Here is a 13,934-nt window from a genome sequence, read left to right as displayed (position 1 = left end):
AAATCTTACAACCATGTGTAAACCAGCAATAAAGTAGCCGATGAATGAACAGAATAGCATTCAGGAGATTGTTTTTCGATATATGAGCCAATTCGTGTTTGACGAAGCCGAGTTAGACGAGTCGCTTATTGCCAGACATGCCCAATCGCTACAGGTGCTGGCCGACGTGACCAATTCGGGGGTGCAGATATTCGACCATTGCCACAAAAAAATAGTTTTTTTCTCCTCCAACTTCGGCAAAACACTGGGCTATGATCCGGCGAGTTACGAAGGTCAGAACTACCACTTTTTTGAAGCGAAAATCCATCCCGACGAAAAACGGCAACTGGCCCTGCGGGGCGTTTCGGTGTTAAAATTATTTGGTGCCTTTTCCAAGACGGAAAAACTGGCTCATAAAGCCATCTATGAGTACCGGATGCTCAACAGCGAGAACAACTATGTCCGGCTTGTGGAGCAGTATCAGGTGCTGGAGGTGGACGCACGGGGGCAGATATGGCTCATGTTTAGTCTGGTCGATATCTCGCCTAATCAGGAACCCGACAGTGGGGTGAAATGTCAGATTCTGAACTTCAACACGGGTCATTTTATTCCGGTTGAGATCGAGCAAAAACCCCAGTTGGAATTAACCAGACGGGAGCTGGAAATTCTCAAATTAGTCAAACAGGGTTATTTGAGCAAAGAGATATCCGATAAACTCGCTATCAGCGTACATACGGTCAACACGCACCGATATCGGTTTCTGGAAAAACTGGGCGCGAATAATTCCTTCGAGGCCGTCGCATTTGCCGCTAAGTACGGGCTTCTGGACTAGGGTGTACTAATAAATCAGTATTGTGCCGGGGGAGGGGTGCCAAGACCTTTGTGAGGTCAAAACATCAACCAAGTGTGCATGATACGTTTCACCCTTACCTTCCTCTTTGCGACTTTTTTAACCACCGTTCGCGCTCAGTTCACTCAAACCATTCGCGGCTCTGTCCTCGACGAGGCTTCCAAAAAACCAATTGCTTTTGCGTCAATTGTCATCCTGAATACAACCCCATTTATTGGCGCATCCACCGATGAAACCGGTACGTTCTTGATAAATAATGTACCCGTGGGTCGGTACGACCTACAGGTTACGGTGGTGGGCTACGAACCAGCCATCGTGCGCGAGGTTACGGTTGGGTCGGGCAAGCAGACCTTCCTGACGATTCACCTCAATGAAAATGTAGCCTTACTCAATGAGATATCGGTAAAACCACGTGTGAGTAAAGAGCGGCCCCTCAACACGATGGCCACAGTCAGTGCCAAAATGCTGAGTGTCGAAGAAGCCAAACGCTATGCCGGTGGGTTCGATGATCCGGCCCGGCTCGCTTCAGTCATAGCGGGCGTGGCGGGTAATATGGGCGACAACGGCATCATCGTGCGGGGTAATGCCCCCAAGTTTCTGCAATGGCGGATGGAGGGCGTCGAGATTCCCAGCCCCAACCATTTCGGCGACCTCAACTACCTCGGCGGGGGCATTCTGACGGCCCTCAGCAGCCAAATGCTGACCAATTCCGATTTCCTGACGGGGGCCTTCCCGGCGGAATACAACAACGCCTTGTCGGGCGTGTTCGATGTGACGATGCGGACGGGCAGCAACCAGAAACGCGAAAGCACCATCCAGTTGGGAGTCTTGGGGCTGGAAAATGCTTCCGAAGGCCCGTTTAAAAAAGGCGGACGCTCGTCGTATCTCTACAATTACCGGTACGCGACGCTGGCACTGCTAAAGCCGCTCCTGCCCGAAGATGCTGAAAGCATTACGTACCAGGACCTGTCGTTCAAGATGAATTTCCCCACACGTAGGGCCGGTACGTTCTCGGTCTGGGGGATGGGCTTCCGGGACGGGGCGAGTGCAAAGCCAAAGAAGAACCGGAACGAATGGACATACCCCGACGATAACGAAGACAACGTCATCCGGCAGTCGACGGGCGTGGTGGGCGTTGGCCATACGTACATCTTTAAAGACGACGCTTACTGGAAAACAACCGTAACCGCCACGGCCAACGAGGTTGATTGGACCACGCAGAAAATGGATAATGCACTGGAGTTAAGGCCCTACAGCAAAATAGCTAACACCAACTGGAACGGCATTCTATCGTCTTACCTGAATAAGAAATTCAGCACACGGCACACTAACCGGACGGGAATTACGCTCAACAGTATGCACTACGACATCCTGCTCAATAAAGCCCGCAACGGTGGAGACGTACCCCAGGACATTGTAAACGCCAACGGGCAGAGTATGCTGCTTTCAGGCTACAGTAGCTCCTCGATCTACCTGACAAACAAATTAGTGATGAATGCCGGAGTGAACGCCCAGTTGTTTACACTGAATAACCGCTACACCGTGGAGCCGAGAATTGGGGTTCGGCATCAGATTAACGCGAACCACATCCTGGGCTTGGCTTATGGATTGCACAGCCGACTGGAGAAGCTGAACTACTATTTTAACAATTCGCTCACAACGGGCGAGAAAGCGGTTAATAAAACCCTCGACTTCTCGAAAGCGCATCACCTCGTTCTCAGCTACGACTGGAACCTCTCTGAACTGGTCCACCTGAAAATTGAGCCATATTACCAGCAATTGTTTTCGATTCCGGTCATCCCCGATAGCTCGTTTTCGTTCATCAACCTGCAAAGCGACCTGTTCTTCGGCGAGAAGTTGCAAAACACGGGCGTGGGCCGAAACTACGGTATTGACCTGATGCTCGAAAAATACGTGTCGAAAGGCTATTACTATCTGCTGTCGGGATCGTTGTTCAACGCCGAATACAAAGGGGGCGACGGTATCTGGCGAAATACCCGTTTTAACCGCCGGTACGTGGTCAATTTCTTGATCGGGAAAGAGTGGGCCACGGGCAGGGCTAAGCAAAATACCCTCAGTTTGAATACCCGACTGAGCTACCAGGGCGGCAACTGGTACTCGCCCGTCGATGAGACGGCATCGGTAAAAGCCAAAATGGTCGTGTACGACGAAACCAACGCCTTTTCATTGCAATCAGACCCCTTACTGCATGTTCATTTCACGGCTATTTACCGCATCAACCGGAAGAAGCGGACGAGCGAGATTGCCCTGAAACTCCTGAACCTGACGCAGCAACCCGATTTCAGGGGGCACCTTTTTAACCAGCTAGCAAATACTGTCGATCAGGAACGGCCCACCCTGTCTATCCCTAATCTAAGCTACAAAGTGGAATTTTAACCGAGAACCATTCATGGCTCCTATCAATACACTCACTTATATCAACAGAAGAAACGCCGTGGCCACGGGGATTTGCTTCATTTTGGCAGCCGTTACGTCAATTGCAGGCAAGTTGCTGTACGCTCCGGTTCTGGCAAATCCTGAGTACCTGACGATAAGCATAGTACAGGCGAACGGGGTTATTTTGGGGGCCGTTTTTGAGTTGATGCTGGCCGTTACAGCCATCGGCACTGGCCTGTTTATGTATCCGTTTCTTCGGGCCGTGAACGAAAGTCTGGGACTGGGCTACGTGTTTTTCAGAGCGCTGGAAGTGGTGTTTATTTTGATTGGATTGGTCAGCGTGCTGGCATTAATTAGTTTGAGCAAGGCATTCATAGGCGCTTCCCAGCCCGATATAGGCCATTTTGAATCGGTCGGGGCAACCCTCCGAGGCATTCACGGCTGGACATTTATTTTGGGGCCTAATTTTATGCTGGGTGTCAATACGATCCTGTACAGCTACGTATTTCTTGTTTCCCGTCTTTTGCCCAAACCCATCGCCCTGCTGGGCCTGACGGCGGCAGCGTTAATCCTTGCCGTGTCGCTCCTCGAACTATTTGGCATCGTCCAACAAGTGTCGGCGATGGGCTTTCTGCTGGCTTTCCCCATCTTCCTCTACGAAATGACGGTCGCCGTATGGCTTATTCGAAGAGGATTCAATCTGTCCTGTTTACAACCAAACGTACTTAGCTAACCTTTTACCATGAAACCACTACTTGTTTTGCTTGGAACGTTCGTTATCGCCCTGTTTAGCCTGTATTTTACCGGAAAAGGCTGGAACATACCGCTGGCCGGGCGAATTGGCATGGCTATGATGCTGCTTTTCACGGCGATTGGCCACTTTACGTTTACAAACGGTATGTCGCTGATGATTCCTGATTTCATTCCGTTTAAAGCAGTTGTCGTTAAGGTTACAGGAATTCTGGAAATTGTCGCTGCAGTCAGTTTGTTAGTTCCGGCTACCCAACCGGTGGCGGGTTGGCTGTTGATCATTTTTTTCCTGCTGATTCTGCCGGCCAATATAAAGGCAGCTCTGCTCTCAATTGATTATCAGCAGGCCACCTTCACCGGAAAGGGTCCTACGTATCTATGGTTTAGAATTCCCTTGCAGTTTTTCTTTATCGCCTGGGTCTATCTAACCACCCTACATCCCAGCCTAATTGACTGGCGATAAGCGTTTCTTTTGCGCGGTTTTGCGCAGCCTAAAGTTTTAACAAATGACTGATGCCATTCGAACTAAGCACTACCGTTCCCTGGGGACGCAACCTGAATGAATACAGAGCCATGTTCAATCTCCGCGACGAAGACCTAAACAAGCGGATTGTTAGTGTTGGCGATGGACCGGCAAGTTTTAATGCTGAAATGACGCAGCTACGAAAAAACGTTGTTTCTATCGACCCCATTTATAAATTCTCTACTGCTGAGCTTAGACAACGAATCATGGAGACAAAAGATGTTGTGATTGAGCAGACCAAAAATAATCTCCAAAAGTTTGTCTGGACAAAGATCAAAACGATCGAAGAACTGGCAACGATTCGTTTAGCAGCGATGAACCATTTTCTGGAAGATTTCGAGAAAGGAAAACGAGCGTTTCGCTATGTAGATCACGAAATGCCTGCCAGAACTGCCTTCGGGAATGCCTCGTTCGACTTAGGCTTAAGTTCGCATTTTCTACTGCTGTACTCTCAATTGGGATTGGACTTTCACCTGGCTACCCTAACGGAAATGCTGAGGATATGCAATCAGGTTCGGATATTTCCCATCTTGAATTTAAACGCCGAACAGTCCGAACTGGTGGCCGACTTGATAAAGCACCTGGAATCCGACTTCATCATTGAAATTGTGAATGTAGATTATGAATTTCAAAAAAATGGGAATCAGATGCTGCAACTCACCCACAAGTAGTATGGTTTTTAGACAAATGTCTTCATCTGGCTATCTGGACAACGCTACTTTTGAGCTTCCATCTGACCTCATTTCGCTCATGAGCAAGCGTATTCTGATTATCAACGGCCTGGGCCGTTACGGTCAATGACCTTGTGGGCGGTGCCCTGCTGGCGGTGAGCTACTTTCGTCGGTGGCTCAGTGCCGGGATGGGGTGCTTTCTGCTGGTGGCCTCCACCGATAACTCACTCGTTTCCAAACACCAGCACTAATGATACGTACCCTCGTCCAAAACCCGAACCGACTCTTTCTAATCGACAGCCTGGGGGCCGTGCTGACGTTCATCGGCCTGACGGTGGTCCTGATGCCTTTCGAACCGTGGTTCGGCATGCCCCGCCGGTGGCTGGTGCTCTCGGCTATCGTGGCAGCAGGGCTGGCCCTGTATTCGGGGGTTTGCTTTTTATTCGTGAAAGGCAACTGGCGACCGTTTCTACGGGTGGTCAGCGTGGCCAACGGACTGTATTGCGCCCTAACGGCCTATCTGGTTGTGGCTTACTACAGTCAACTGACCGCCTTAGGCGTGGCTTACTTCGTAGGTGAAATAATGGTAATCTGTGGGTTGGTATTCGTAGAGCAGCGGGTCATAACGTACTCATGCCGGTGAGTATCCCCGACAATTTTACTCACAGGCCCCGTTACAACCCGTTCGGTCAGCTTGGCATCTTTAAACCAACAACTTGTAATACTACTATTGAAAACAACGACCCGGAAGCTCGGTTACGTCAGCAGCCACCTCCTGAAATCAGCGGTATGGCTCTGTGCAAAGTTGCCCCACATACACCGGTGAGCAATGGGAAAACGATGGGCTAAGGAAAAAAAGAGATGAGTGGGGAAACGTAGTGATTACCGTTTATGATAGTGCAGGCAGTCACCTTAGATATAAATTCTCTGATTATCAACAAGTTGTAGAGACAAAGGGGCTGAAAATTGGTTACGTAGCCCAGACCGACCTCAGCGGCCAGCAGTTAGCATTGCTCCAGTCAACCACCCGTTAGGCTCTGGCTGATGACCTGGGCCGTTCGCTGAAGATCATGCAGAACGGCCTGGGCTTTTTCGGGCGTGTGGCGATACAATGGCAGATATACGCTCAAACTGGCCACGACTTCCTGCTGCCGAAAAACCCCTACCCCATAGCCAATGACCTGACGAGTACTTTCCTGAAAGGCATAACCACGATCCCGAACAGCCTTTATCTGGCTGTAAAACGCCGGTTCGCTGGTGGCTTCTTCCCACAGTTCGGCTGTAGGTAGGCCGTAACGATTTTTGAACTTGACCAGATCAGCATCGTTCAGCAGGCTTACCAACAGCCGCCCCGAAGCCGAATCATAGGCGTGTTTTTCGTTGGCCGTCTGTACTTGAAGTGGCTGATCGCACAATTCGCGGTGAATGATGAGCCGCTGATCGCCGTTCAGCACAGACAGCAGGCAGCTTTCGTTTAATCTGGCGGTAAGACCAGCCATTTCCGGACGGGCAGTTTCGAGAATATCTTTCCGATACGAAGTATTACCCGTGAGCCAATATGCCTGCGATCCTAAGCAATACCCTTTCTTCGGGCCGACCTGATCAAGGTATCGTCGGCTAACCATCGTTTTCATGATGTTAGCGCAGGTGCCGGGATTCAGTCCAGCCGCTTCGGCTACTTCGGTCAACGATTTAGGGCGGTTTGGCTCTGCAGCGACAAACTCCAATATGTCGAAGGCTCTGTGAATAACTTGAATCATGCATTTATATTTTTATAATATAAAATTATAAACTCTAATATTGAAATCAAAGCGGTACGTTTGTTTTTCTTTCTTATAAATTAATTATACGTCAAAAATCACTTTACTGCTACACTAAGAGCATTTTGATTCTGGACACCCAAATTCAAGCTTAATCTATTGCAAGAAAAAATTGTGTTTAGTTTGGAAAACTAAAAATTCCGCTCTATGCTTACTATTATAATGAATTAAATTTTTACATTATAAAATACAAATATCCGATGACCAAACTAATTTACCTGCTGTGTTGCCTTAGTCTTTTTACCGGCAGTATTGGTGAAGGACTTGCTCAGGCGATTACCCTTACCGGGCGGGTTACTACAGGGACCGGGCGCGAAGCCCTGCCCGGCGTAAACGTATCGATAGAAGGCACTACGACCGGTACTACCACTGGTGCCGATGGTACATACCGACTTAACGTACCGTCGGCTAACAACACGATAGTGTTCTCTTACATCGGCTACGCCACCCAGCGCGTGGCAGTCAATGGGCGCAGCCAGTTGGACGTAACGCTCGAAGAAGATAACAAAGCCCTCAGCGAAGTGGTCGTGGTGGGCTACGGCACCAAAGACCGGCGCGACCTGACCAGTGCGGTTTCGTCGGTGAGCGGCAAGCAGATAGAGAACCTGCCCGTCACCTCGCCCGTAGCCCTGTTGCAGGGACGCGCCACCGGGGTGCAGATTGTGCAGAACACGGGCGCACCGGGAGCCACCAACTTTACCATCCGGGTGCGGGGTACTACGTCCATCAACGCGGGCAACAACCCGCTGTTTATCGTGGACGGCATTCAGTTCGAGGGCGGTACGGCAGACATCAACCCCAACGACGTGGAATCGATGGAGATTCTGAAAGATGCGGCTGCGGCTGCTATCTATGGCTCGCGGGCCGCCAACGGCGTAGTGTTGATTACGACCAAGCGTGGCAAAGCGGGCAAACCCCAGATCAACCTGAACTACTACAAAGGCATTCAGCAGGTGGACCGCACCCGCTTGCCCAAACTGATGGACTCGCGGGAGTTTATCGAACTCATTCAGGAGCAGCGGGCTACCGGCACGGGCATCACCTCATTGTATGCGTTCATCCTGCCCGACGACGGCATCATTGGCGGCAATGGGCGCATCAGCAACACCAACTGGGTCAATGAGGTCATCCGGCAGGGCAGCATGGACAACTACGAACTCTCGATCCGGGGCGGGGAAAACAAACTGCGTTTCTTTCTGAGCGGCTCTTACCTCAAGCAGAAAGGCAACTTAGTTTATACGGATTTCAAACGCTACACCGGTAAGCTGAACCTCGATTATCAGGCATCGGACAAGCTAAAGCTGGGCGTGAGTCTCAATGCCACGCGGGGGATCACCAATCAGGCTCCCGAAAACGAAGGCGGCATTTTTCAGGCGGCTCTGTTCAAAGCCCCGGTCAACCCTGTCTATGCCATCGACGGCTCGTATTTTCTGGAGGATATTTCGGGAATCCTCAACCCGATAGCGGTGGCTGATCTGGAAACGCGGCTCAACACCCGCACCCGTCTGATGAGCAATTTCTTCGCCGAATATATGATTCTACCCGGCCTGAACTTTAAGACCTCGTGGGCATCGGACATTGTGCTGAACCGGAATGATTTCTTTCAGCCCTCGAACTCGCGCCGGAACTCATTTGCGCAGGGGAATTCCAACTATAACGACGAAAACAACTGGCTTTTTGAACACACGCTCAACTATATCAATACGTTCGGGCAGCACCGCGTCAACGCGCTGTTGGGGTTCAGCCAGTTGGAAAACAATTTTAGTACTACCACGGCGGCTGCCCGCGACTACGGCACCAACAGCATCGAAACGCTCAACGCGGCTTCAACGCCCACTACCGCCACCAACTCGCGCACGGCCAACGGGCTGGCGTCGCTCTTTGGACGGGTGGGCTATATTTTTGCCAGTAAGTACTACGTAGAGGCCAGTTTGCGCCGGGATGGTTCGTCGAAGTTTGGCGAAAACAACCGCTACGCGCTGTTCCCGGCGGCTTCGCTGGGCTGGCAGGTGGGCCGGGAGGACTTCTTCAAAAACCTGTCGGGCGTCGTCTCCGATCTGAAACTGCGGGCTTCCTACGGGCGCACCGGCAACCAGGGCGGCATCGGTAACTACACCAGTCAGGGCGGTTTTGCCACCGGGCAGGGCTACGTGGGGCAAAACGGCGTAGCTCCCTCGCTGATTGCCAACCCCGACCTCAAATGGGAGACCACCGATCAGTTCAATCTGGGAGCCGACCTGTCGTTTCTCAAATCGCGGGTAAACCTCAGCGTCGATCTGTACCAGAAACTGACCAGCAACCTGCTGCTGAATGTACAGTTGCCGCTTACCTCGGGCTTCGGCAGTGTGCTGCAAAACGTAGGCAGCACCGAAAACCGGGGCATCGAGTTCGACCTCAATACGGTCAACATCGAGCGGGAAGGGCTGCGCTGGACGACCAATTTCAATATTAGCTTCAACCGCAACCGCATTACCAAACTGTCGGGCGGGGCCGACATCATTAATACGTCGGGCAATACCGGCTTCGGGCAGGCGCAAACGTTCGGGCTGTTGCGTGAAGGCGAGTCCATCGGCGCGTTCTTCGGCTGGCAGGCCAACGGCGTATATGCCCGTTCGACCGACAACGAGCGCGGGCTGCGGGCCGACAACGCCACGGGCTATCTGTTTAAAGGAGGGGACATGCGGTTTGTGGATCAGAACGGCGACAACATCATCGACCTGCGCGACCGGGTGGTTATCGGCAATGCCATACCACGCTTTACGGGTGGCATGACCAACACGGTGCAGTATGGTAATTTCTCGCTCGACGCGCTGCTCCAGTTTGTCGGGGGGAAGCAGGTCTTCAACGGAACGCGCACCGTTACGGAGAGCATGTTTCAGTTTGCCAATGGAGCACGCATTATCCGTAACCGGTGGCGGCAGGAAGGCGACGTAACCGACATCCCCCGCGCCGACCATACCGACCCCGGCTTCAACCGGCGCAGTTCGACCCGCTGGCTCGAAGACGGCTCGTACCTGCGCGTCAAGACGGTTACACTCAGCTATAATCTGCCCCAATCGCTGCTGCGCTGGGCAAAAATTGACAATGTAAGGTTCTACGCCACGGCTCAGAACCTGTTCACGTTCACGCCCTATACGGGCATCGACCCCGAATCGAACTCGGGTGGGTCGGGCCGGGTCACCGACCTCGGCTTCGACTACGCGGCCTACCCGCAGTATAGAACCTTCCTGTTTGGTGTTAACGTCGGCTTTTAAACGTCTCCTTATTTATGACCTCTTCATATAAATTAATTGGGAGTGGCCTGTTGCTGCTGAGTCTGTTGAGCAGTTGCCGCGACGTCACCGAACAACTAAACCCCAGCGGGCTGACGGCTGATAATTTCTACAAAACGGCCACCGATGCCGACGTAGCCATCAATAGCTGCTACGATGCGTTTCAGAACCCCGAACGCTACGTGTTCTGGGGCGATGCCCGCACCGACCTTTTCGCCGTGACGGACCGGTCAGGACTGAACCAGATTCAGTTAGCCAACGGCAACCTCAACGCGGTTAATGGATATGTCGGTTGGGAAGACATGTACACGGCCATTGCCCGTACCAATAGTGTCCTTAAAAACGTCCCCACTATCACTGACCCGGCACTGCAACCCCGGCGCGAACGGATTCTGGGCGAAGCCTATTTCCTGCGGGCGATGGCGTACTTCTATTTGGCCCGTACCTTCGACAACGTACCGCTGATTCTGGAACCTTACGAAAGTCTGACGCAGGATTTTCTGCCCAAACAGGCTACCCAACAACAGATTTTTGATCAGATCGAAGCCGACCTGAAAGCCGCCGAAACCCGCCTGCCCGACCGGCCCTTTACAGCTACCGTCGAGTTGAAAGGCAAAGCGTCGCTGGGGGCCGTTCGGGCGGCTCTGACCGACCTATACCTGTGGCAGAAGAAGTATCAGGCCGCTGCCGATGCGGCCCAGCAGGTGATTGCCAGCCCAGCGGGCTACGTGCTGGTGAGCGGAGCCAACTTCGGCACGATCTTCTTCAACAAGAACACGAGCGAGTCGATTTGGGAGATTCAATTCAATAACATCTACCTCGAAGGCAGCAACAACAACTTAGCCAACCGGTTTCTGCCGCTGGGCGGTACGGGCTTCGCCGGGGGCAACTGGGACATCGGTCCTTCGGCGAAACTGATGGGGTCCTACATAGCGGCTGACCAACGCGGCCCCGTTACCTTCCGCGTAACCACCAGCCCGTCGGCACCCTGGCGCGACCCCAACATACCCTACGTCAACAAGTACCAGGGTACGCTCGCCAACGCCAATGCCACGCGCTTTTTCGACTCGAATCAGGTGATCTACCGGCTGGCCGACGTGCTGCTGATGCGGGCCGAAGCCCTCAACGAACTGGGACAGACTACGGCGGCCATTCCGCTACTGAATCAGGTTCGGACGCGGGCAGGACTGGCCGCCACCACCGCCACCACGCAGGCCGACGTGCGGCTGGCTATCGAAAACGAACGCTTTCTGGAACTGGCCTTCGAGGGCAAACGCTACTACGACCTCAAGCGCACGGGCCGGTATGCCACCGTGACGGGCTTCGCCGATCCCAACTGGCTCCGCTGGCCCCTGCCCGCCAACGAGCTGATCCGCAACCCCAACCTTGTTCAGAACTCCGGTTATTGATCCCTGCCATGAAAACATATCTTATTGCCTTAATTGGCCTGCTGGTGTTCGGTTTGCAAAGCTGCGCCCCGGACGAGGAAGTCTATAAAGAGCTACCCAAAGCTGTTTACTTCGCCAACCGACCGGCTACGGGCGCGGCTAACCTGACCAACTCGGCCAGTGGCCGCCGGACGGTTCCTACGGGCGTGGCCCGCATCTATGTCAACCAGTTGTACGACCGCGACGTAGTGGTCAACTTCAGTATTGGCGGCACGGCGGTGGCCGGTCAGGACTATACGCCCCCGGCGGCTATGTCGGTGACGATTCCGGCGGGTAAATACTTCGGCGAAATCACCTTCCCGGTATTGAACAACCCCGCCCAAACCGCCAACCGAACCGTGGTCTTTACGATGACCTCGGCCACGGAAGAGTTCGCGCTCGGCATCGGCTTTCCACGCGGGTATTTCACGTTTACGTACACCATTACGCCGTAGCAGTTTAACCGCACGTTATGCAGCTTTCGCACCTCTTTTTTGGCTATCCTACCGAACCGCAGGCATCACTGGTGCGGCAGATGGGCGTTCGCTACGCCATCGCCAAACTGGCCCCCGACCTGACTGGCGACGAGCCACCGTATGATTTTGGAGCCTTAAAACGGGCCAAATACCGCTTTGCCGATGCTGGTTTCGAGTTGATTGGTCTCGAAGGCGATCAATTCGACATGAACCGCATCAAATTCGGAGCAGAGGGTCGAGACGAAGACCTGGAACGCTACGGACAGATGCTGGCGAGCATGGGCAGGCTGGGTATCCGGCTGCTGTGCTACAACTTCATGGCGGGCATCGGCTGGTATCGGACGCAAACCAATGTGGCCGAACGAGGTGGTGCGCTGGTCAGCGGCTTCGATGCCGACTACGCCCAAACGCTCCCCCTGACCGACTGGGGCAACGTATCGGAAGCACAAATCTGGTCGAATTATACGCAGTTCATCCGATACGTACTGCCCATTGCGGAGCAGGCGGGCGTTCAAATGGCCCTGCACCCCGACGACCCGCCCGTATCACCACTGCGCGGCATTGGCCGGATTTTTACCAGTGCCGACGGTATCCGGCGGGCCTTGTCGCTGTCGGACAGCCCATCACACGGCTTGACCTTTTGTCAGGGAACCTACACCACGATGGGCGAAGACGTACCTGCGCTGATTCAGGAGTGGCAGCACCGGATTCGTTTCGTACACATCCGCGACGTGGCCGGTACGCGGGAAAACTTCCGCGAAACCTTCCACGACAATGGCCCAACCGACATGGCCGCGATGCTCCGCTGCTACCGGGATAGTGGGTTTAACGGCCCAATTCGCTCCGACCACGTACCCACGATGGCGGGCGAAGACAACACCCACGCTGGCTACGGTATGCTGGGAAATCTTTTCGGCATCGGCTATATCCGGGGCCTGATGGACGCTATCGGTATTCCGACTGAGAAATCTCATAGCCAAACAACATCGGCATGACCGTAACCGACGCATTCTCGCTGCGGGGCAAAAACGCGCTCGTTACCGGCTCCACGCAGGGCATTGGACGCGCCATTGCCCTCACCTTAGCCGAACACGGTGCCAATGTACTGATTCACGGACGCGATGAAGCGGAAGCTGGTCAGGATGTGGTTGATGACATACGGTCACGGGGCGTTCGGAGCGACCTGATCCTGGTGGATTTGCTTGACGCTGACGCAGCCCGAGCGATATATGATACGGCTCAACGACAGTTGGGAGCGATTGATACGCTGGTCATTAACGCATCGGTGCAGCTTCGAAAACCCTGGACCGACGTATCACCCGCCGACTTCGTTGAGCAGACCACGGTTAACTGGCAGCGAACCCTCGAACTGGTTCAGGCGTTTGCGCCGACCATGCAGCAACGACGCTGGGGCCGGATTCTGACCATCGGGAGTGTGCAGCAGACCAAACCGCACCCGCAGATGATTGCCTATGCCGCCAGCAAAGCCGCTGTCGTGAACATGGTACGTAACCTCGCCGTGCAGTTGGCACCGGACGGTATCACCGTCAACAACCTGGCCCCCGGCGTAATCCTGACCGACCGCAACGCCGATGCGCTGGCCGATGCTACGTACCGGGAGCAGGTCCGCAGTCGCATTCCGGCGGGCTACTTTGGCGAACCAACCGACTGCGCGGGTCTGGCTCTGCTGCTCTGCTCCGAAGCGGGCCGCTACGTTACTGGCCAGGACATTTTCATAGATGGCGGCATGAGCCTTTGATTGACTACGT

General features: G+C 53.5%; 12 protein-coding genes. 11 read left to right on the top strand and 1 reads right to left on the bottom strand.

What is annotated here, in order from left to right:
• Nucleotides 1-40: 40 nt before the first annotated feature.
• From AWR27_RS07655 to AWR27_RS07630, 6 genes are all read left to right on the top strand, one after another.
• Nucleotides 41-811, top strand: coding sequence for a response regulator transcription factor (locus AWR27_RS07655; protein WP_077130639.1), 771 nt, complete (start codon nt 41-43; stop codon nt 809-811).
• Nucleotides 812-889: 78 nt separating this feature from the next.
• Entirely contained in the window at nt 890-3,226 is a 2,337-nt protein-coding gene (locus AWR27_RS07650) for a TonB-dependent receptor (protein WP_077130638.1), read from the top strand.
• 13 nt (nt 3,227-3,239) lie between these two features.
• Nucleotides 3,240-3,959, top strand: coding sequence for a DUF4386 domain-containing protein (locus AWR27_RS07645; protein WP_077130637.1), 720 nt, complete (start codon nt 3,240-3,242; stop codon nt 3,957-3,959).
• Between the two features lie 9 nt (nt 3,960-3,968).
• Nucleotides 3,969-4,439: a DoxX family protein gene (locus AWR27_RS07640; RefSeq protein WP_077130636.1), complete on the top strand. Its 471-nt coding sequence runs from the start codon at nt 3,969-3,971 to the stop codon at nt 4,437-4,439.
• A gap of 50 nt (nt 4,440-4,489) precedes the next feature.
• Complete coding sequence (locus AWR27_RS07635) at nt 4,490-5,170, top strand: SAM-dependent methyltransferase (RefSeq protein WP_077130635.1); 681 nt, start codon at nt 4,490-4,492, stop codon at nt 5,168-5,170.
• A 250-nt stretch (nt 5,171-5,420) separates the two neighbouring features.
• The gene (locus tag AWR27_RS07630; protein ID WP_077130634.1) at nt 5,421-5,813 is read left to right on the top strand and encodes a hypothetical protein; all 393 of its coding nucleotides are present in this window, start codon (nt 5,421-5,423) and stop codon (nt 5,811-5,813) included.
• Nucleotides 5,814-6,189: 376 nt separating this feature from the next.
• Here AWR27_RS07630 and AWR27_RS07625 read toward each other — a convergent pair whose 3' ends face one another.
• Nucleotides 6,190-6,930, bottom strand: coding sequence for an IclR family transcriptional regulator (locus tag AWR27_RS07625; RefSeq protein WP_077130633.1), 741 nt, complete (start codon nt 6,928-6,930; stop codon nt 6,190-6,192).
• A gap of 260 nt (nt 6,931-7,190) precedes the next feature.
• Between AWR27_RS07625 and AWR27_RS07620 the strand changes: the two genes are divergently transcribed.
• Genes AWR27_RS07620 through AWR27_RS07600 form a run of 5 tightly spaced genes read left to right on the top strand, consistent with a single transcriptional unit; the run spans nt 7,191 to nt 13,924 of the window.
• Nucleotides 7,191-10,244, top strand: coding sequence for a SusC/RagA family TonB-linked outer membrane protein (locus AWR27_RS07620; protein ID WP_077130632.1), 3,054 nt, complete (start codon nt 7,191-7,193; stop codon nt 10,242-10,244).
• A 14-nt stretch (nt 10,245-10,258) separates the two neighbouring features.
• Nucleotides 10,259-11,671, top strand: a complete 1,413-nt coding sequence (locus AWR27_RS07615) for a RagB/SusD family nutrient uptake outer membrane protein (RefSeq protein WP_077130631.1) — start codon at nt 10,259-10,261, stop codon at nt 11,669-11,671.
• An 8-nt stretch (nt 11,672-11,679) separates the two neighbouring features.
• Nucleotides 11,680-12,144 (top strand): DUF4843 domain-containing protein, encoded by a 465-nt coding sequence (locus AWR27_RS07610; protein WP_077130630.1) that lies wholly within the window; start codon nt 11,680-11,682, stop codon nt 12,142-12,144.
• 17 nt (nt 12,145-12,161) lie between these two features.
• Nucleotides 12,162-13,160 (top strand): mannonate dehydratase, encoded by a 999-nt coding sequence (locus AWR27_RS07605; RefSeq protein ID WP_077130629.1) that lies wholly within the window; start codon nt 12,162-12,164, stop codon nt 13,158-13,160.
• Entirely contained in the window at nt 13,157-13,924 is a 768-nt protein-coding gene (locus tag AWR27_RS07600; RefSeq protein ID WP_077130628.1) for an SDR family NAD(P)-dependent oxidoreductase, read from the top strand. The genes AWR27_RS07605 and AWR27_RS07600 overlap by 4 nt, the downstream gene beginning before the upstream one ends.
• The last annotated feature ends 10 nt before the right edge of the window (nt 13,925-13,934 follow it).

The sequence above is a fragment of the Spirosoma montaniterrae genome, from assembly GCF_001988955.1.
GTDB lineage: Bacteria > Bacteroidota > Bacteroidia > Cytophagales > Spirosomataceae > Spirosoma > Spirosoma montaniterrae.
The sequence above is the reverse complement of the archived record's forward strand: the minus strand, read 5'-3'. Positions and strand labels throughout refer to the sequence as shown.